Raw genomic sequence first — 21,350 nt, 5'->3', positions numbered from 1 at the left:
TGTATAACAATGGAACAGCTCTTTTAGGGAAGAAAATTCCATTTGACTTAAGCTTCTTTTCGATATTTAGCTAATACTTGTTCTAAACGTTTACGTTCACCTTAAGCGCATTCTTTTCTAAGGCTATTTCCATTGCCTTGAGAACAAATTGTGCATTCAAATCTTCAATCCCCGCATTATTCCCTTCAGCTACAAACGGTTTACTAACTCCAAAGTTTGCTCGTTGAATGCTATTGGATTTTCTTCTACTACTTTTCTATCACTTGAGCAGCTTGCTACTTCTTTTTCCTTCATATCAAAAGCCTTTAAGCTAATTTTGCTCGCTTTAGGTTAGAGCTATCTTGTTAGTTTATTAGGCATAGATCCTTTTTTTCTTATCCTATATTTCTGAACTTTTAATCTATCCATTTCCACGAATCACATATTATGAATTCATTTATAAATCAACCTTACAAATAAAAAATAAGAAGATCCATGCGAATAAACGCTCTGGAATCTTCCTATTCCTCCATACATGCCCTTAAACATAGTTAGCTTATTGCTTTGTATTAGATAATCCCCTTTTTCAATAAACTTACATAACTATTATCTCCAATGATGACATGATCTAGAAGATATCCAAACAAAAAAGAGCAAATTATAGAATCCTATCATTTCTTTCAAGAATCCCCTCTAGAGACCATCTGTATAGAGCTTTCTTTTTACGCCCTTTCTACAAAAATTGTGCTAAAATTAAGATAACTAACCCTTAGAATAGAAGTAAATTCTTTTAAAGCATTTAACTATAAAATAGGAATAGGTGGACATATGGATTTAGAGTCTAACGAAGATACAATAAAATTCGTTAAAAGAGAAGTTCCCATATACCGAATGAAAGGCAATGAATACATTTCAGATAGTCGATATATAATTGGTCTTCTAATAGAAGATGAAATTATAATCCCTCACCCAGTTACAGACTTCCTTGATAAGAATTAATATAATGAATCAGGTTCAATAAACAGCGAAAAGGCAGTTGCAGATACCTTGGTACAATTTCTAAACTATATACTCCATCAAAAGAACAGTGGTCATTCGATATTTAAAAAGATAAGAGGTATCGCTGATTTAAGATTATGCCATATGGAAGCTTTTCTAGAGTATTGTGGAGAAAAAGGGAACCTACGTGATACTGTTAAACGCAAAGAATATTACCTTCTACATTTTTATTACTTTTTTGGAATCCAAAAAAAAGTTTTAAAGAATACACCTCTGATAAATAGATCAAGCCATTCCAACAATTTAAATGGAAACAAATCATATAGACAAACAAGTACCTTCAATGTAAATCTCTATTATAAGAAGCCCAAACAACAAGACTATGACCTTGACGTAATTAAGAAAAAAGATTTCCTAACTCAAAAGTGGACAACACCACAAGAAAAACAAGCCATACGTTTAAAAATAATAAGAGAATTTTTAATGCTAGCGAAAATAGAATTTCCTCATATAGCATTTGCAGTTTGCTTACAGATATTCGGTGGGTTACGTGCAGCCGAATGTATGAACCTTGATATAAATTCTGTACTGCCCCAAAACAACTCACAATATGGGGAAAAAGGAATAATTTTAAAAATTCGAGATAGGCAATCAAATTTATTTCCTTTATATTCTCCTCAAAGTAACAACCAAGTGAAACGTCCACGGGATCAAGCTGTTTTACTAGATCCACTTGTTCCTTACTTATACAAAAAACATTTAGATTGGTTGAATAAAAAGCATCGTTCCATGAAAGGGAAAAGTAAGTTTAAAAGTAATTTAGCTTTATTTATTAATAGTCGTGGGGAAGCAATGCAGACCCATACTTACCGAAATACGTTCAATAATTTGAAACGCTTTTACTTAGGAATGTTAAAAAATACAAATGGGCGATATGAAGATTTCAAAGAGTTTCGTGAGACAAAATGGAGTACACACATCGGACGTGGTGCCTTTACCAACCTTTGCTTAGATGCTCTACAGTGCTGTACAAACTGCTATCTTAAGAGGAGATAGATCACCTCAAGCAATGTTAGACTACACCGATATTTTAACTGCAACAAGTAGCATTATACGCGCAATAGATATTATATCCCCTAAATCTAGTGATTCATCCTATGAATTTGAAGAGATTGAATTGAATAAAACATGGAAGGATGTCATGCACTTTGCTAATCCAGATAACCGATACACAGAATTTACAGATTAAAGAAGCTGTAATTAGTAGTGATCAGTTTGCAGAAAGAATTGGCTTAAATCCATCAGCACCTTTTTTTCAAAACACCTGTATACACAAACACTAAAACAATTAGCCACTGCAAATATTCTAGATGTTTGGGAGACAAATGATACAAAACTTTTTCTAAATCAACATGAAGACTCTGCCTACCTAGCAAAACACATGTCTGGTAAACAAATCATGGATAGCTGTAATATTTCTCCTCAAACATTAAGAAAGCTATGTAAAACACATAATATTCCTCTACATAAGTTCAACACAATATACAAAGATATTTTTATTCCACTAGAATTCATTGAAAAGTATATAACCGATGATAAATACATTACTGGATATGATTTATTAAGAATAAGCTCTATAGATAAAAAATCAAAAAAATTTTTCCCACGCCGGGCATTACTAAGTGTGATTAACAACATTCAAAAATACAATTTAAATAACTTATTGGGTTACAAGGAACTTACAATACCTTTATATTTCAAAAATATAACTCAACCCCAACACCATGTTTTTCTTCGTGAGAAAATCGTTAATTTTTTTGAACAACATGTGAGTATCAACAAAGTATTAAATGAATTATCTATGGGGCGAAGTAACTTAGTCACCCTCTTACATCACATTAATATAAAAATACATACGCTTTATGGCAGTAGCCACGATGGCAAATTTATTTCAAAAAACGATTACCACTACTTACAGACGTATAGAAAAGGAATTACTAGTGGAGGGAATGGCAGTTACGCCCAGCGCAATGACAAATATATTGAGTATAGGGAAAAATATTATACAAAGAAGCAAGTAATGAATTATCTTTCACTCAGTAGTGATTACATCAATACTGTATTAGATCACTATGACATTAAACCCGTAGAAATATTAGAATACAAATTCAATACAGATAAAATAAGTTTTATTTACTTCTTTTCAAAAGATGAAATCCATAACTTAATCGAAAAACAAACGCTTCTAAAACGTCAATATAAGCAAGAATATTACACAATCCAGGAGATTAAATTACTTATGGACAAAGATGGTTCTACTACAAATTTTTTGTATTCCTATATACCAAGAAACAATATTCAACCTACTGAATGTCCCTCTTTATTAATGGGTGTATTAAAAAGATACAATGGCAGTAAGAATTTATTTCGAAAAGAAGATGTTCACCAATATTTATTAGATCGTAAAAACAGCAAAAACCTAATTAGTATCGAAATGGACGACCCTTTTAAAGAGTTCATTTACAAAACAGAAACACTTTTACAAATTTCTTTTTCAAAAAAATTAATACGAACTAAAGATCTGTGGTTTCAATATGTTCGAAAACAATTACACGCTACCAGAAGTTCAAATATTAGCATTTACATTAACCAACTCTCAAAAACAAGTTTCCATTTAGCAGATTTATTAACTAAAGAAATCTATAGTTATTCTGCATCATCCTTAAACAAATTCTTTTTTGAAGAAAACTCAAACATACCTCGTACTTACCAGCGCATCCTATATCATTTTTGCCGAGAAGTTTATGCTTCTATTTATGAGGTTACACAAAAACCACCTTACACACTGGACAAACTTACTAATCCTAACCATTTTTTAAATCAACGTGATGTAGATTTATCTAGATATACCTATGAGGAGTACAAAGATTTATATCGATTTGTCAATGACTTATCAATACACAAACTTACTGCAATTCAAGATGTCGAATCTTTTCTTAAGGGAAACAAATACTGTAATTATGACAGTTATTGGTTATACATATTAATACAACTTACAAATAATTGGCGCCATGCAACAGTTATAACTCAAATTCCAGAAGTAGACTTATCGAATACTTCGATTACAGACCTAGATTGGTTAAAACAAAATAACCCTTCAATAGATGATGCTAACTCTATAATCTTCCAGGTAGGTCGTTATGTAAAAAAGATCCACAAAACTGGCGCAGACAGCATTTTTCGGATTGCTGATCCTTTAAAAATCGCTTTTGCAACAGCCATAAGTATTTGTCAATTACGCGTAAGCGCTTATCATATCGTTGCTCCAAGTTCAAATCAAAAAAACACATCACCTAAGAATATCCCCAAAAATGTAGGTGCTTTAATATGGATTAAAACTCGTTATACAGTTCAACCGAGACATACAATACATAAAGTCTTTTTTTAATATTTCAAAAATGAATTTAAATTTTCTAATCGAAAAATGAATCGTACGCTTACTACTTTGATTTGGTCTGTATTAAGATCTTTAAACGCCGCTAAAGTTTCAAGATCTCACTTTAATGAAGATTCAACAATGCACTACATTAAATTAGATGAGAAGCAACTTACTCATTTAATAGAGCAAATCTTTGAAAGAAGTTCCTTCGGCTATATAACTCAGCTATTAACTAACAAATTATTTGATGGATTAAGCATTGAAAAAAATGTAGAAACACAAAAAATGCTAGAGTTAACAAAGAAATTTGGTGATGTTCAAAAAATAGAAGTATCTTCTGGCCTCATAGATCGTCTAGCAACTGAACAATGGGAAGTTATAGATTTAATAAACGGCTTAAAAAAAGAGGAGATTCAACATCTCCTCTCTGAAGCAATGGCCAATACATTATATTCTAAACAAGAATATTACCAGTGTGTCTTTTCTAGATGCAAATATGACGATATAACCAGTAATAGAGACTGCACCTGTTGTCCCTTTTCTATTGTTAATGTATATGCCTTATCAAATTTAATGAACACGTATCTAAAAGGGATTCATCATATAATTTCTCATTTTGATAGTGCTAAAGAAGGAGAACAGAAAAAAATGGCCAATCATTTCTACTTGCTTTGGGTACAAGTTCAATCAGCTAAAGTACAGTTTGGTGATTTAATATATGATTTTGTTGAAGGTGGCAAAGAAAAATTCACGCTCCTTTCTCAACAATTACCAAAGACTAAAAAATATTTGACAGACGGAATCTATTAAATACAATTGCGTAATGAAGGAGGATTCGCTTGTTAAAAATTAATCATAAAGTTTTAGAAGACCTTTCAACCCTTGATAACGTATTTGATATTAATGAAAATGTTATAGAGGCTCAACAATTATTTAACGAGTATTTCGATATAAAATCTTTTAATCAAACAAAGGATTTCGAAAGTAATATCTGGTCATTTACTGAATTAATCAATGGTCAAACTTATTATTTCAATTTTGAATCTTTTCAACCATTGCTTAAGTTTAATAGTAATTTAGTAGTTAATGAATGTATACTAGCTTTAAAATGTTGGATTATTTTACATTTAGATTCTAAATCCCCCTCGGTAACCTATAAACTTTTTAGTAATTTATACTCTATTTGTCGACTCACAAAAGGATTTCAAACGAACTATGAAAATTTAATCCAATTAATTAACTCCGGTAAAGTCTATAGTAGAAAAAACTCTAGAAGTAATGACTATGTAACCAAAGCTGTGGCTCCCGAAACCATACTACGCTTTATAAATAGTTTTCTTAGCTTTTCAAAATTTTATACAGATCTCCCTATAGATCCGTATTACATTCAGATATTAGAAAATGAAAGAGCTAAAATAAAATCATCTACAAGCAATCGTGATTTGCCTCCACCAAAAGATATCTTAGTCTTTAAAGACTGTATAGAATATTTTTTTATAACCCATCAAGATAAGATAACAGACAAATTAAAATTCAATAAGCTAACTAAATTCTTCCCAGTCATCCTATGGTGGGATATAACATCCATTATACCAATGCGCCCTAGTGAATTTTGTTTAATTAAGAAAGATTGTCTCTCTCTTACAGAGAATACCCTAACTTTCCCTCGTCTTAAGCAAAGACGGAATAAAAAAAACAGAACTGAACTAACATACGATACATTGCCAATCCCAAAAGAATTAAACGGTAAAATTACACAATACTTACAGCTAACATCAGAATATGAATCTTCCGAATACCTAATATCTTTCGAAGCCTTTAAGGAACTAACATTAAAGAATATAAAGAGCTCTATAAACTATGAACAAAAAATATTCACTCGAGAATATTTACAAAAATTAATTGAATGTTTTTATATGGAGGTTATTAAAGAGGAATATAACTTAGAGATTAACCATCAACTTAAACCCGGTGATTTGAGACATATAGCTATCATATCACTAATGATGCAAGGATATGACCGAGTCGAGATTGAGAGACTGGCAGGCCACTTTGACCTTAACACACAATATTCTTATGGGAACCATATGAAATTTTGGATTGACACAGATATACAAAGATTAACAAACCAATTTATATTACAAAATACAGAGAACTTCGTGTCACCACATGGTATTTAAGAATATGAAAAACTATACGATGACATTGCTTATAGTGAATGTAACACCTACAATCGTAATGCATCCAGTAATTTTATCGAATTGAACCTGGGTTATTGTAAAGATAAAACAATGCCCTGTCCCTCATTCAATTGGAACTTTACAGGATGTTACTTCTGCAAACATTGGGGCATATCACTACATGAGTTGCAAGAAAAACGAGAATTAATCATTACAGAAATTAGTTTAATTTATAAAAATATCCAAAAAAAGATTAATTACTTAGTAGGGCTATATAATTTACACCATTTAGATGAATTCGGAAAAATTAATCCTCAATTAAAAACTGAGCTAAGGACAACATTTGAAAGAATAGAATACGACAAAACTTCTATTGCAAGATTACAATACCTATTAGGAGTGGAGATTGATGAACTCAAATAAAGGACCCGGCAGACCAAAAAAATATGAACTCAATGAAAAGCTTAAACAAGAGATACTATATTTACTTAGAATTTATAACCAAAACCACAATCCTTACCCTCAAATAAAATATAAACATATTTGGGAATATGCTACTAACCTTTATGAACAAGGCACATTCTCTATCAAAACAAGCTATGATTTTTGGAAAAAGAAAGATCGTATTGGCCGTCAGTTAGTCGATACAGTTAATACTATACAGTCACAAAAAGTCTCTATTTCTCAATCAATAGAACTAGACTTAATTGATATTAAAGAGCTGATTGATAAGTATGGCGGGAAAAACAAAGATTTACTGTGGGAGTATTTAGAGCCTTATGATAAACATTTGTACAATATCGCTGCAAAAATTAAACAATTGGAAGATAAAAATAATAAATTACAAAATAAATTAAATAAACAAGAATTGACCATTCAGAGTCTAAAACAAAAAAATTATAGAATTCAAAAATCATTATTAGCCATGTTTACCTATAGTAACAAAGAAAATGAACTCGTAAATATGCTAAATACAGGTAACTCTAAATCACATATCATAAACTTAGCATTACAAGAAACCTTTGAAAATCCAACATCATTTATACAAGAATTAGAAAAGCATTTAGATTATCAAACTATAAAACATTTAAATTCTCCTAAAGTAATTCCTTTACAGCCAAACAACAAGAACCAAGATAATCCCCCAGAATATGATTTATGAAAAAGATATACCACCTTTGTTATATTTCGCTATTTATAATTTTTGAAGAGTTCTTTGTAAATTTTATACTATTTTAAATTTATCAAGTCCTAAATCCAAGAACACATAAAACAATTAAATTCCTAACATATTATACATAACTAATATGTTAGGAACTTTTATTTTTGATAATACATTTTGAAACTAATTTTAAATAGTATTTTCTTGGATTTAGATAAAAATATATACAGTCCCATAAACAGTCGGTTTATTACAAGGGAGCCATACCTTTTTTCTTTTGGTTATTCTGTATATTTCATCATCTTTTTAATAGGACAATGTAGTGTTTTTAATAAACTTTAATAAAGAGCTACTTGTTTATTCAAAAGAAATACGAGATAATCCATTAAATGCGAGATTTATGTCAAAAATCCATAGTTTAAACTTTGGATTTTAAATAATGCTATGAATAAAATATAAAGATTAATTAGAGAATGAATTATTAAAGGAGATTCAATAAAATGAACATTGCATTTTTTCTTACTCCTAAGAGTGAGCTTGTATATATAAACATGAATTCAACAATGGGCCAGGCTTTAGAGAAATTAGAACACTATCGATATACAGCTATTCCCTTAGTCAATGATAAGGGTGAATATGCAGGTACACTTACAGAAGGTGATTTACTCTGGACGCTCAAAAAAAACATCATCTTTAAACTTTAACAATACCCATCAAGTTCTGGTAAGTGAGATTTCATTACACCGATTTAATGAACCTGTTTCCATCAATGCAGAAATTGAAGACCTTGTATCAAGAGCTATGGAGCAAAACTTTGTTCCCGTTACAGATGATGAGGGTATTTTTATAGGTATTGTTAAAAGAAGAGATATTATCCACTATTGTGCACAGGGTTTTTTGTGTAAGAAGAATTCTGCAAAATGATAAAAGGATTCAACCAATATATATATATCTTAGTTGCACCTCTAAATGTTTTAATATCGCTTTTCCTTAACTCTTTTTAAGGCAAACTCATCGAAATATACTGACTTTTAGGTATCCAGTTGTTATCTAGATTCAACCTTTTCACAATTTATTCCATTGAATCCTATATGTAAAAAATCCTCTTTTTAGCTGACAAGCGAAAAGAGGATTTTTTACATTTATATCACACTGTTATTCTTTATATGATATTGTTTTTATGGGAAAAGCAATCACACATATACATTTATCATTTGAGGGGAGTTAGTATTTTGGTTCATAAAATTTTCAAAAAACAAAACCTAGTCTTTAAACTAAATCCAGCACATATTTTAGTATTAGGTTTTTTAGGTTTGATTTTAATTGGAACATTTTTACTTATGTTACCTGTTTCTACCCAAGATCGTCATCATTTATCGTTTATTGATGCTCTTTTTGAGGCGACATCGGCTGTGTGCGTAACAGGACTTGCAGTAGTTGATACAGGAAGCACATTTACTGTATTTGGACAAATTGTTTTGCTTATCCTTATCCAGCTTGGTGGTTGGGGTTTTATGACAAGTGGAATTTTGATGTTTCTTATTTTAGGGAAAAAAATCGGGATAAAGAAGAGACTGTTACTTCAGGAGTCCATTAATTCTTTGTCTTTGCAAGGAATTATAAAATTAGTACAACAAATTATTTTGATTACACTTGTGATTGAATTAGTTGGAGCAACTGTTTTAGCGATTCGCTGGTCATATGAAATGCCTTGGCCAAAAGCGATATATTATGGGGTATTCCATACGATTTCCGCATTTAATAATGCTGGATTTGGGTTAGAACCAGACAGTTTAAGTAAGTGGGTAGGAGATCCTGTAGTCAATATAATAATTACGTTCTTATTTATAAGTGGTGGAATTGGTTTTATTGTAATTTTAGATGTGATTAAGAAAAGAAAAATCAGAGATTTCTCGCTGCATACCAAACTTGTTTTAGTAGCCACACTGTTTCTTAACGTCATAAGTTCCATCATTATTTTATTTTTAGAATACAATAACCCTGCAACATTAGGAACATTGTCGTTCGATGATAAAATATGGGCATCATATTTCCAAGGTGTTGTCCCTAGGACAGCAGGATTTAATACCATTGATATTGGACAAATGGCAATGAGTTCTCAAGTCTATATGATTGCATTAATGTTTATAGGAGCATCCTCTGGATCAACTGGTGGTGGAATTAAGGTAACAACAGCATTCCTGCTTTTATTATCCATTACAGCAATCATACGAAATAGAGAGGAAATTCATATATTTAAAAGAAGAATTCCCCAAAATTTAGTGAATCGAGCAATCGCTATTGCTACGACAGCGGTTATGTTTATCTTTATTATATTTTTCTTATTAACAATTACTGAAAAACATGCTGAATTCTCTCAAATTTTATTTGAAACGGTTTCTGCATTTGGAACAGTTGGACTTAGCGCAGGATTAACAGGAGACCTTACTCCTGTAGGGCGTATTTTGATTACAATCATGATGTTTATTGGAAGATTAGGACCATTGACGATGGCATTTGCGCTTGCTATGGCCAAAAATGAGCATAATAAGATTCGTTATGCTGAAGAAAAAATCTTAATTGGTTAAATTATAATCATTTCTGTACTCAAATTAGGTAAAACAAAGAGGTAGTTCAAGTAGTTAGTTAACTATTTGAACTACCTCTTATCATAAATTTGTGAGTGACTCCAAAAAAGATTATTGCCGTACCCTTAATACGTAAAACTATTATTCATAAACGTTTAATATGGCTGAACTGTGTGACAACTAATTCAAACTATGACGAACAAGAAATTAACCATTTCTTGTTCAAATTATCCTATGCGAGGGAAATTCATTTTTTACTCCTAACAATGTATTAGCATGTTTTTTATGTTATTTAATTGGTCAATCCCCTTATTAAATTGAGATATGTATATGCAACATATATGCTGGAAATAACATAAAATATATCCTTTTGAGATTAAACAAAAATACAGTTTACTATCTACTATAACTTCCTTCCCATATTTCTTATAATTCATTTTTCTATTAGAACTACTTTTGTTAAAAACTTTATGATTGGAGTTTTTAAAATATGATATATATGCATCTAACTACTGAACTTATTATTGGTTTTTTTCTTCTTTTTATAATAATTAAGTTTGTTGGCAGGAAAATTATTAATCAAATTACCCCATTCACATTTATCTCTGCCATAGTCTTAGGTGAATTACTCGGAAATGCAGTTTATGACAAAAATATTAGTGTTTATCATATTATCTATTCTATGACTTTATGGGGATTTTTACTTTTTATTGTGGAGTACCTTGGCCAAAAATTTTTATTTTTTAGAGGAGCTTTTGAAGGAAAGCCATCTGCACTTATAAAAAATGGCATAATTGACAGGGAAGCTTTAAAGAACAATAAGATGAATATTAATCAATTACAAAGTTTACTAAGACAGAGTGAGACTTTTTCAATTCGAGAAGTTGCGTTTTGTTATTTGGAAGCTAATGGGGCCATTAGCATCTTAAAAAAAATACAATATCAAAAAACTACTCGAGAAGATTTTAACATGCCTGATACGCCAGTGTATGTTCCTGTAACACTTATAAGGGATGGAAAAGTCTTATGGGATGAATTAAAAGATTTAAACTTTGATGAATCCTGGTTAAAAAAACAACTCCTTTCCCAAAATATCTCTAGTTATAATGATGTTTTTTTAGCAGAATGGCTAGAAGGAGATGGGCTTTTTATACAAAAAAATTATTAATTTATATTTATCCTTTGATAAGATTTCTTTTTTAGTAATAAATATAATTACATATATGCTATGTTCACTCTATATTTGCAAAACATAGCATATTAATTAAAACTAAATTCTTTTATCCCTAAACCAAGGCATGATAAAAAAATTTTATTTAAGCTTTTTATGATTCTGGTTATTTGTTTTTTTTACTTCTTGAAATATATTATTATTTTCTTCCTCTTCATAATATATATCGCATAGGGACTTATTATTAGTAGAATAAGATTGCATTAATTTGTGAAAATCCCTTACTGTTAAAGGTTTTGCATCATCTTTCAATTCATATCCCAATTGACCATTAGGCTCAAGTGTCGCTGTTTTTACATCTTCTATTTTAGAAATCCCTTGATTACGTAAACGCATTTCTAACTGATCGACTGTTAACCGTAGTTTAGTTAAGTTTGAAATATTAAGTGCACCGTTTTCAATTACCACTTTAGATTTACCAGTAATAAATTTTTCAAAAGCATTAGACTTTAATTGAAAGTACTCCAAAAGAATAACAGTAACTACAAAAATAAAAGCACTAGCAATAGCCTTACTAACACTTTTTTCTACGATGGGTTGAACAATAATTGTACCTATTGAAATCATGACAATAGTTTGTGCTAAAGTCATTTGTGAGATTGATTTTCTTCCTGCAATTCTTAATAACAGAATTCCCGCAAGAATTAAAATTAACGATTGCCAAATAAAATTCACATTATCACCCTTCTATATACAACATTTTTATTTTTTAGGGTGCACTTTAATTGACAATATATACAAAAAGAAATGTATTCACCTAAATATAAAGTGGTGCATAGTATAACCTCAACCATAAATAAAATTATTAATCAAAAATCAAATAGACAATGTGATTTGGTTGACAAAGTACAATGTATACTCAATAAATACATGGATAAAAAATCCCTTCCACACTCTTTCCACCATTGAAAGGAAGATGTATATGAACGTTAACCTCACGGAATACGGAAAACACTTACAAAATATAGGTTTAATTCTTATTGAATCATCTGATGAATTAGCTTTACTTTCTAACTCTTATGGGGAAGATACGCATCAAAAATTAGTGACATACAATAAGAATCTTGATAAAAATTTGAGAACTCTAAAAAAAACAATACCTCCAAACTTCATACTAAAAGAACATTCCATCCTTATAAAAGGGTTAGATGAAATATCAAACGCTTATCAACACATGATAAAAAGTATTGATTATATAGAAAATAAGTTTAATTTGGATGAGTATAACACAGGACTCTCTATAATAAACAAAAATAAAAATTCATTACTAAATGCTGTGGAGCAAATAGTCAATAAAATTATTTATAGGTTATTTCAAACTTCCAAAATCTAAAATCTTAGTATGCATTAAGAAGGAATGCTCAGTAGTTTCCTGAGAGCTGCTATTTTATTTTAAATTTATAGCTATATTTTTTCATTTCAGAAGGGTTCATTATCTGTTCTATGTCTTGCTCCTTTTAAATAAAAATTATAGTATAAATCTTATTTAAAAGGAGCAATGTTCATGCCTAATATATATACTTTATGCGAACAATTTGGACAAATTTTAGGTGGGAAACATACAATCGAGAACGGAGTTTGCTCAGTAAAAATAAAAAGAAATAATTTACATACCTCGATTATGGGAAGGAATGCTGTATCTGATCATGTCATTGGAGCTATGTTCTCATTTGAAAGCCTAGATGAACAGGGAAATGCTTTAAATTTAGGAGAAACTGCTTTAAGGCAAGAAGAGGTATATCCTTTTACATCACTTCTACAACAGCAAGGAATATTTGTTAACTCCCTACATAATCATTGGTTGTTTATGGACCCATTACTTATGTTTGTGCATTTTAGCTCAATTGAAAATCCAATACTATTCGCTCAAAAAGTAGCTTATGTTTTTCACCAAATTATAAAATGAGTTAATACTTAACTTACAAAAACAGAAAAACAGAAAATAGTTTCTCCAGACAAAATCTTTTGACTTCTAAGATGGACTTGTTTCACTAATTCAAGTTGATTGTGAAATTAGTGAATGTATTAAGCAATCCGCTGAAACAGGTAATTGTTAAACAAAAAGCTAATCTCACTATACAGGAGATTAGCTTTTTGTTTTTATTATATATTAAAAAAATAATTGTTTGATAAGTTCAATGATGACTGGTGGTGTTGTGAATACAGGAATTATATTTTTGAAATTACATTCAAAATACATTTCTGTATCTTCACCATTTTTCTTGTAGCAAATTCTTATCATATATGTAATCACCTCGATTGCTATAAAATGGTTGAATATCCCCTTTCGTTGATATTCTTCATATCTGTATCCCCCATTTTCCTCAATTCGATTAGCAATTACTCACGATAGTTATATTATCTCAGATTCGCCTAATACAAACAAGTGTTTCTATCATTTTTTTATTAAATTCTAAATTTTATAGAATAGGTTGCTACACTTCCATAATAATTGGTAGAAGCATAGGACGCCGTCCCGTTTCAGTATATAAGAATGGACTTAACACCTCTACAAGCTTTTGTTTTATTTGTCCCCAATTTGTTATCTCTTCATTTAGTAAAGCAAATACACAATCAACTACAATGGTTTCCATTTTTTTTATGAGTTCTTCTGACTCACGCATATATACAAAACCTCTGGTAACAATTGCTGGAGAAGATACTACCTTCTTTTGTTTGCAATCCAAATTTAAACTTATAATAATTATTCCTTCTTCTGACAGTATTTTACGATCACGCAATACAATGGTTCCAATGTCACCTATACCACTCCCGTCAACATATACAGCTTGAGAAGGAATAGTTTCACTACTAATTTTTGCCTCTCTCCCAGAGATTTCTAATACTTGACCATTGTTCATAATAAAACAGTTTTCCTGAGGGACACCACACTCCATAGCTAATTCCACATGCTTTTTTAGCATACGATATTCTCCATGAATAGGCATAAAGTATTTCGGTTTTAAAAGTTTGAGCATTAATTTTTGTTCTTCCTGTGCACCATGTCCAGATGTATGAATATCACTTATTTTGTGATGGATTACATTTGCACCTACTCGGTATAATTGATTCACAATTCTGTTAACACTTAATACATTTCCAGGAATCGGAGAGGAAGAAAGCACAACAGTATCTCCAGGGATAATTTGAATATAGCGATGATTTCCATTTCCAATTCGAGATAAAGCTGCCATGGGTTCCCCTTGACTTCCTGTACATATAATTGTTACTTGATGACTTGAAATATGATTTATTTCATGTATTCCAACGAATATGTCGTCAGGGGCTTGGATATACCCTAAATCTTTTCCTATTTGAATTGTTTTTTCCATGCTTCTTCCTACAACTACAATTTTACGATTATACAAAATAGAAGCTTCTACAACTTGTTGTAATCTGTGAATATTTGATGCAAAAGTCGCAAATAAGATACGTCCTTGTGCTTCTGAAAAAATCTCTTTTATAGATTTCCCAACCTTTTTTTCTGACATTGAAAAACCAGGAACCTCACTATTTGTACTGTCGGATAGTAAACACAATACACCTTCCTTGCCGATTTCAGCAATCTTGTGTAGATTCGCCTCTGTACCAACAGGTGTAAAATCAAATTTAAAATCACCAGTATGTACAATATTTCCGTTTGGAGTCGTTATTACCACGCCAAATGCATCGGGAATACTATGTGTTGTTCGGTAAAACCGGACTTTCGTGTGTTGAAATTCAACCTCTGTTTCATCAAAAATATTTCTTATTTCAACATGACGGATATTATGTTCCTCTAACTTGCTTTTAATGAGTGCTGTGGCTAATTTCCCAGCATATATTGGTACTTGTATGCGCTTAAATAAAAAAGGAACTCCACCAATATGATCTTCATGTCCATGTGTAATGAACAGACCTTTTATTTTATCTTTATTTCTTTCTAAATACGTGTAATCTGGTATAACATAGTCAATCCCCAATAATTCTGTTTCAGGAAATTTAAACCCAGAATCGATAATAAGAATCTCATTGTTGTATTCAACAACATACATGTTTTTTCCAATTTCTCCAAGTCCCCCTAAAGCAAAAACCTTTGTTTTCCCAACTTCTATTTTCTCCATGTTCCAACTCCTTTATATCTAATTATAAAAATTCCTGATTTAAAAAGAACAATCTTTAAAATCAGGAATAGTATGAACGTTATATGCTATTTCACAATCAGTACAGGGCACTGTACCCTTTTTGCAACTTTATGGCTTACACTTCCTAGTACCATTTCTTGTAAGGCATTAAGTCCTCGACTACCTAACACGACTAAATCAAAACTCCCTTTATTCGCATAATCTACAATTGTTGGTCCAGGTTCCCCATGTAAGATCTTAATCTCATAAAATACACCAGCCGATAGCAATTTTTCCTCAATGGGTAAAAGTCTCTTACGGCGTGACAACTCTAATTCTTCTTTTCCATGCGCATGAAGAACTTCGTTCTTTGCTTTTGAAAAATCAACCACAAATACAATTTCAACTTTACAATCATTTATTAAAGAAGCGATTTTGACTGCCTCTTGTGTTGCACGTAAGGAATGTTCAGAGCCATCAACAGCTAATAGTATTTTTTTATACATGATTTTCACTCCCAATACTGGATTAATGAGATGAAGCTTTCCTATTTGGATTATTATATACAGCTAATTTTTCTACGAGTTTTTTACTAGAAGAATTTAAATTCTGTATAGTAACAATATTACTGTTTTCACGATATTTAATAACTACCTTATCGATAGCCCCGACTCCTGAATCATCCCAAACATGGATATTTGAGAAGTCAATAATAATACTCCTGTTTTTAACATTGAAATCAAATGCATCTAAAAAACTTTCCACTGACGCAAAGAATAATTGACCCTCTACATCAAATGTTATATAGGAATCAATTTGTCGTTTCGTTACTTTTATCTTTGAAATTTTAGAGACAAAGAATAGTGCGCTTAGTAACACACCAGCAATTACACCTTTTGATAAATCATGCGTTGCAACCACGATAATAACTGTTACTAACATAACTGCTGCATCACTTTTTGGTGCTTTTACTAAATAAGAAAAAGAAGACCAATCAAATGTACCAATGGAGACCATAATCATAATACCTACTAAAACAGGCATTGGAATTTGGACAACTAAATCTCCTAACACAATGATGAGAAACATTAAAAATAATCCTGCAATTAGCGTAGACAATCTACCACGTCCACCTGATTTTACGTTAATTACTGATTGCCCAATCATTGCACAACCTGCCATACCACCAAAGAAACCATTAATAATATTGGCAATTCCTTGTCCTCTTGATTCTTGATTCTTATTGCTATCGGTTCCTGTCATATCATCTACAATGGATGCTGTTAATAAAGATTCTAATAAGCCTACAATTGCTAATGCGATTGAATATGGGAAAATAATTTGTAACGTTTCAAACGTAAATGGTACGTCTGGAATAAAGAATGATGGTAATGTTCTTGTAATCGCTCCTAAGTCACCAACTGTTCGTAAGTCTAGATGCATAAAAATTGCTACGGCTGTTAACAATACGATAGCTATTAATGGCGCTGGAATAGATTTAATAAATCTAGGTACGATATAAACAATTGCTAATGTAATTGCAACAAATACATATGTTAGATTAGAAATGCCGATAAAGTGCGGTACTTGAGCCATAAAAATTAAAATTGCTAATGCATTAACAAAACCAATCATGACCGCACGTGGAATAAATTTCATTAATCTTGCTACTTTGAATACCCCAAAAATAATTTGTATAACACCTGTCAAAATTGTGGCTGCTAATAAATAATTTAGCCCATGTTCTTTAACCAAAGGAACCATAAGTAGTGCCATTGCACCAGTTGCCGCTGAAATCATTCCAGGACGTCCACCTACGAATGCAATGATTACCGCAATACAAAAAGATGCATATAACCCTACCATTGGATCTACCCCTGCAATAATGGAAAATGCAATCGCCTCCGGGATTAATGCTAGTGCAACCACAATCCCCGCAAGGATATCTGCCCTAACATTTGAAAACCATTCTGTTTTTAATTTTTCTACCACTGTTTTATACACCTCATATCATTTATTTTTTGGCTTTTAAGTCTCATAAAAGCCCCTTTCACGATTTAATAAAAACAGTCTAACATTTATCGTCCCAAAAAGGAACCTTTTTGATACTAATTTTACAAGACCAAGTTATGGTATGATAAAAGAAATGTCTTAACTGTTAGGAGAACAAGTATGTTAATTGGATATATGAGACCATATCAAGATGATCTAAAATGCAAAGACCAACTAAAAAACTTAGAAACAGTAAACTGTGCAACAATCATTTTAGAGGAACATTCATCGGCGAAGAAAAGAACACAGCTCCAGAATATGATAAATAACCTTAAACAAGGGGATAAAATAGTTGTTACAAAGCTTTTTGCATTGGCGGATTCGACACGTCATTTAGTGGAGTTAATCGAACAAATTGATATGAAAGGTGCTTATTTTCAATCTCTGATCGAAGGCATCGATACAAGCAATTCGGCTGGATATCAATTCAATCATATTGTTAAACACCTTGTTAATTTTCAAAGTGACGTAATAAGTGAAAAGACAAAAAAAGGGTTATATGAAGCTAAGCAAAAAGGTGTTAATCCAGGACGTCCAAGAAAACCTGATGAAAATGTAAAACGCGCCATTATTATGTATCAAAGTGGGGATTATAGCCTAGCTCAAATAAAAGATGAAACAGGAATTAGTAAATCTACGTTATACAGATATCTAGAAAATTAAATAACAATTGTACTTATGACCAAACTCAAGGAAAGTAAAAAAAACAAACCCTTATTTCTCTAAAGCACTTAGAAAGAAGGGTTTGTTTTTATTTTTATAAAAACCATTTAAATTTATATAATGCACAATTAGAAAAGAGACTTTTTAGAAATAAACTCCAATTTATAATCTACTTTTACAAAATTAGAAATCCGACTACATATAATTAATTTTCGCCACATTTTAAAGTACTTAAAACAAATTCTAAAATAACATAGTGCAAAAATTAGATACATGAGTATTTTCAGCTCCAATCTAATTTTGCCCTATATTTTTGATTAAGATAAGAGTACAGGGATACCAATAATAATTCCACATTCTTTTAATCGCTTAGTTACTTCAACATCTTCTTGAGATTCCATACTATGGCCTGAAGATAGCAATAGGTAAGACTTTGAAGTTATCTCCATCTTTTGTCGGGTAGGTCAGGAGTGTTACCACTCCTTTCCCCCCTAAGAACCGTACGTGTCAGTTTCCTGACATACGGCTCAAGCATGCCTTTATCCACGCCTTGCTAGATTAGTCCTGAAAGTTTCTTATTACGGATATATTTCTTAACTGCTCTAAATTGAGCATCGTTTGGAATATCTCCTTTTGCAGGGAATACCTTATGGTATTCTAAATGACATGATATATGGACTAACTCTAGATTTTTATATTCATCTGTACCGCCTTTGACTCTTGGGGTTTTATGGTGTGTTTCTAAACCTTCTGAGCCGTCTGTAATTGAATGACCCCACAAAGGACATTTGTATTTTTGTTTTTTAGCTAATTTCTGTCTATACGCCACATTGTTTTTATCGAACTCTTTAATATCACGTTTCTCAAAGTATTCTTTGAGTTCAGTATTAAAAGGGCTATAATCATGCTTTATCTGTACATGTCTTACTATAGGTGTCCATGCCATTCTTTTGAGTTGGTTATTAGTGATAGGGTCTGTTAGTATCCATTTATTTTTACTTTGCCCTGTTTTGTCTAGCTTATAGTATCTATGTTTAATCCAATTCCAGCTCTTCTTTGGATGGAGCCTTCTTAGGAACTTGTATTGGATTTTCCAGATGTGGAAATCCATTTCGGAGAAGATTTCCTTTGCTACACTTGGACTCCAATAATTTGCCGTCCCTATAATAATAGGATTCAGTGTACTGATAAGCACTTGAACATTTTTGCCATAAAGTTGTCTAATTTTATCTGCAAGCTTTCTTTTCGCCGTTTTAATGCTATCTTTAGAAGGTTTGATAAGAACTTTACTACCATTATGAGTTTTATATTTTCGTATATTAAATCCTAAGAAGTCAAATCCTTTTTCAATGTGAGTAACTTTCGTCTTATCCATTGCTAACTCTAAACCTCTAGTTTCCAAATAGGGTTCTAGGGTTTTATACATTCCGTTAGCATCTTCTTCCGATTCACATAAGATTAAGAAGTCGTCTGCATATTTTACTACTGCAAATTTAGAACGGTTTTCATAGGTTACTTTTGTTTTCCTATTTACCTCACGATAGCTAATATCTAGTAAGTCTTCTAGACCATGCAATGCAATGTTTGCTAGTAGAGGTGATATAATTCCTCCCTGTGGAGTACCGTTCTCTGTCGTATGAAATACGTTGTTGTCTACAAATCCTGCCTTCAGCCACTTTTCTACCACATCTAATGCTGGAAAACCTTTGATTTGTTGAAGAATATAGTCATGATTTAGATTGTCAAAGCATCCTTTAAAATCACCTTCGAAAATCCATTGCTTTTTGTTTCCAATCGTATTGAAGATCCTTTCAATCGCATCATGACAATTCCTTTTTGGTCTAAAGCCATAAGAGGTGGGTTCAAATTTAGCTTCCCATTGTGGTTCTAGTGCTAATTTAGCGATATTTTGATAGACTCTATCTTTAATAGTTGGTATCCCAAGAGGTCTGAGTTTTCCGTTCTTTTTCTCAATATACGTGCGATAAGCAGGCTTAGGTCTATGGTTGTAAATATTCATACCCTTCATGATATTGTAAAGTTCGACTCTCTCATACGGGGTCAGAGCTTTATATCCATCAACACCCGCAGTCCGCTTGCCTTTGTTAATTTGAGTTACTCTCCTAATTGATAGAAGAAGTGCGGCTTGACTCCTCATTAGCAACCTTTGTAAGTTTCTTACTTTGCGGATTTCTCCAAGACGTTCGGCATGGTATATTCGTTGCTGTAATTTCTCTACATACTGACTGATACTTAACCAATTGATGTCGTTCCAATCAGTAATGTCTGGTAATGCGGACTTCTTAGTAGAAGTGTTCATCGACTGTTACCATCCTTTCAATTAATTCTTCAACGCTTTATTACCATGTTGCATACCAGTTGGAAGTCAGCACCCTTTCAGGTTATGCCAAATGGCATTATTCACCCAGTTATTTCCGATTCCTGTTGCCTTTCGGCAAGGTAACATTCGCTTGCTCCAACTTCCTATATCCACTTGGGGAATTGGGTTTCGCTTACGCTAGACTTACCTTCAATGAAGGACCCCAATTGGACTTACCAAGTTCGACTTCTGTCAGATATGAGTAGGTTAGGTTTCTCCAATACACCGATAGGCTTATGGGTTGCAATGAAACTGTTCAGGGGAGAACAGTTTCCCTACCTATAAAACGTTAGCTTAACCGTGCCTTATCTAACGACTGTGGTGACGATGCTTATAGAGATTCACTTATCGTTAACCATACTACTCTTTCCCTAGCTCCCTTCTGCTTAGACACTCAGCTTCTGGTTGAGCATATCCTCATGCAACCCACATTACATGCTGAAGGAAAGAATAAGGTCTTCTAATTGATTAAATGATTCTTCATCCAGATACTTATATTGACTATTATCTTGTAATTCAATATTACATGTAATCGAGTCATACTCTCTAACTTCCAACAACTTCTGCATAAGCT

At 31.8% G+C, this 21,350-nt stretch carries 17 protein-coding genes and 4 pseudogenes; 12 read left to right on the top strand and 9 right to left on the bottom strand.

The features are described from left to right. Window positions 1-106 precede the first annotated feature (106 nt). Together ACTFRY_RS19290 and ACTFRY_RS19285 are read right to left on the bottom strand one after the other, a co-directional pair. Window positions 107-288 (bottom strand): annotated as a pseudogene (locus ACTFRY_RS19290) (DnaD domain-containing protein); the annotation flags it as partial. 260 nt (window positions 289-548) lie between these two features. Then, window positions 549-620: pseudogene (locus tag ACTFRY_RS19285) on the bottom strand (JAB domain-containing protein); the annotation flags it as partial. A gap of 187 nt (window positions 621-807) precedes the next feature. Here ACTFRY_RS19285 and ACTFRY_RS19280 point away from each other — a divergent pair. From ACTFRY_RS19280 to ACTFRY_RS19240, 9 genes and pseudogenes are all read left to right on the top strand, one after another. Continuing rightward, on the top strand, window positions 808-978 hold the full coding sequence (locus ACTFRY_RS19280; RefSeq protein ID WP_440032394.1) for a hypothetical protein: 171 nt from the start codon (window positions 808-810) through the stop codon (window positions 976-978). A gap of 144 nt (window positions 979-1,122) precedes the next feature. After that, window positions 1,123-2,034, top strand: coding sequence for a hypothetical protein (locus ACTFRY_RS19275; protein ID WP_440032393.1), 912 nt, complete (start codon window positions 1,123-1,125; stop codon window positions 2,032-2,034). Between the two features lie 385 nt (window positions 2,035-2,419). After that, window positions 2,420-4,426 carry a hypothetical protein gene (locus ACTFRY_RS19270; RefSeq protein ID WP_440032392.1) on the top strand — a complete coding sequence of 669 codons (2,007 nt, stop codon included), beginning with the start codon at window positions 2,420-2,422 and terminating at the stop codon, window positions 4,424-4,426. A gap of 129 nt (window positions 4,427-4,555) precedes the next feature. Beyond that, entirely contained in the window at window positions 4,556-5,227 is a 672-nt protein-coding gene (locus ACTFRY_RS19265) for a hypothetical protein (protein ID WP_440032391.1), read from the top strand. A gap of 29 nt (window positions 5,228-5,256) precedes the next feature. Next, the gene (locus ACTFRY_RS19260) at window positions 5,257-6,597 is read left to right on the top strand and encodes a site-specific integrase (protein ID WP_440032390.1); all 1,341 of its coding nucleotides are present in this window, start codon (window positions 5,257-5,259) and stop codon (window positions 6,595-6,597) included. A gap of 409 nt (window positions 6,598-7,006) precedes the next feature. After that, on the top strand, window positions 7,007-7,759 hold the full coding sequence (locus tag ACTFRY_RS19255) for a hypothetical protein (protein ID WP_440032389.1): 753 nt from the start codon (window positions 7,007-7,009) through the stop codon (window positions 7,757-7,759). Window positions 7,760-8,259: 500 nt separating this feature from the next. Then, a pseudogene (locus tag ACTFRY_RS19250) lies at window positions 8,260-8,683 on the top strand (CBS domain-containing protein). A 308-nt stretch (window positions 8,684-8,991) separates the two neighbouring features. Next, the gene (locus tag ACTFRY_RS19245) at window positions 8,992-10,347 is read left to right on the top strand and encodes a TrkH family potassium uptake protein (RefSeq protein WP_440032388.1); all 1,356 of its coding nucleotides are present in this window, start codon (window positions 8,992-8,994) and stop codon (window positions 10,345-10,347) included. A gap of 490 nt (window positions 10,348-10,837) precedes the next feature. Continuing rightward, the gene (locus ACTFRY_RS19240; protein WP_440032387.1) at window positions 10,838-11,515 is read left to right on the top strand and encodes a DUF421 domain-containing protein; all 678 of its coding nucleotides are present in this window, start codon (window positions 10,838-10,840) and stop codon (window positions 11,513-11,515) included. Between the two features lie 144 nt (window positions 11,516-11,659). On the opposite strand, the gene ACTFRY_RS19235 is transcribed toward ACTFRY_RS19240, so the two are convergent. Then, the gene (locus tag ACTFRY_RS19235) at window positions 11,660-12,253 is read right to left on the bottom strand and encodes a DUF421 domain-containing protein (protein ID WP_440032386.1); all 594 of its coding nucleotides are present in this window, start codon (window positions 12,251-12,253) and stop codon (window positions 11,660-11,662) included. 247 nt (window positions 12,254-12,500) lie between these two features. Between ACTFRY_RS19235 and ACTFRY_RS19230 the strand changes: the two genes are divergently transcribed. Together ACTFRY_RS19230 and ACTFRY_RS19225 are read left to right on the top strand one after the other, a co-directional pair. Then, the gene (locus tag ACTFRY_RS19230) at window positions 12,501-12,911 is read left to right on the top strand and encodes a hypothetical protein (protein ID WP_440032385.1); all 411 of its coding nucleotides are present in this window, start codon (window positions 12,501-12,503) and stop codon (window positions 12,909-12,911) included. A gap of 171 nt (window positions 12,912-13,082) precedes the next feature. Further along, entirely contained in the window at window positions 13,083-13,484 is a 402-nt protein-coding gene (locus ACTFRY_RS19225; protein ID WP_440032384.1) for a DUF1259 domain-containing protein, read from the top strand. Window positions 13,485-14,013: 529 nt separating this feature from the next. Here the strand turns inward: ACTFRY_RS19225 and rnjA are convergent. From rnjA to ACTFRY_RS19210, 3 genes are all read right to left on the bottom strand, one after another. Next, the gene (gene rnjA / locus ACTFRY_RS19220; RefSeq protein WP_440032383.1) at window positions 14,014-15,681 is read right to left on the bottom strand and encodes a ribonuclease J1; all 1,668 of its coding nucleotides are present in this window, start codon (window positions 15,679-15,681) and stop codon (window positions 14,014-14,016) included. A gap of 86 nt (window positions 15,682-15,767) precedes the next feature. Continuing rightward, window positions 15,768-16,187, bottom strand: coding sequence for a universal stress protein (locus ACTFRY_RS19215; protein WP_440032382.1), 420 nt, complete (start codon window positions 16,185-16,187; stop codon window positions 15,768-15,770). A gap of 22 nt (window positions 16,188-16,209) precedes the next feature. After that, the gene (locus ACTFRY_RS19210; RefSeq protein ID WP_440032381.1) at window positions 16,210-17,673 is read right to left on the bottom strand and encodes a SulP family inorganic anion transporter; all 1,464 of its coding nucleotides are present in this window, start codon (window positions 17,671-17,673) and stop codon (window positions 16,210-16,212) included. A 180-nt stretch (window positions 17,674-17,853) separates the two neighbouring features. Here ACTFRY_RS19210 and ACTFRY_RS19205 point away from each other — a divergent pair, with 180 nt between their 5' ends. Then, a complete protein-coding gene (locus tag ACTFRY_RS19205) occupies window positions 17,854-18,396 on the top strand; it encodes a recombinase family protein (protein WP_098405497.1) in 543 nt (180 codons plus the stop codon). A gap of 317 nt (window positions 18,397-18,713) precedes the next feature. Here the strand turns inward: ACTFRY_RS19205 and ACTFRY_RS19200 are convergent. From ACTFRY_RS19200 to ACTFRY_RS19190, 3 genes and pseudogenes are all read right to left on the bottom strand, one after another. After that, window positions 18,714-18,809: pseudogene (locus tag ACTFRY_RS19200) on the bottom strand (JAB domain-containing protein); the annotation flags it as partial. A gap of 140 nt (window positions 18,810-18,949) precedes the next feature. Continuing rightward, window positions 18,950-20,716 (bottom strand): group II intron reverse transcriptase/maturase, encoded by a 1,767-nt coding sequence (ltrA, locus tag ACTFRY_RS19195; RefSeq protein WP_440032380.1) that lies wholly within the window; start codon window positions 20,714-20,716, stop codon window positions 18,950-18,952. A gap of 491 nt (window positions 20,717-21,207) precedes the next feature. Beyond that, window positions 21,208-21,345 (bottom strand): hypothetical protein, encoded by a 138-nt coding sequence (locus ACTFRY_RS19190; RefSeq protein ID WP_440032379.1) that lies wholly within the window; start codon window positions 21,343-21,345, stop codon window positions 21,208-21,210. Window positions 21,346-21,350: the final 5 nt, after the last annotated feature.

This window comes from Bacillus cereus group sp. MYBK195-1, assembly GCF_051916605.1.
Taxonomy (GTDB): Bacteria; Bacillota; Bacilli; order Bacillales; family Bacillaceae_G; genus Bacillus_A; species Bacillus_A cereus.
The sequence above is the reverse complement of the archived record's forward strand: the minus strand, read 5'-3'. Positions and strand labels throughout refer to the sequence as shown.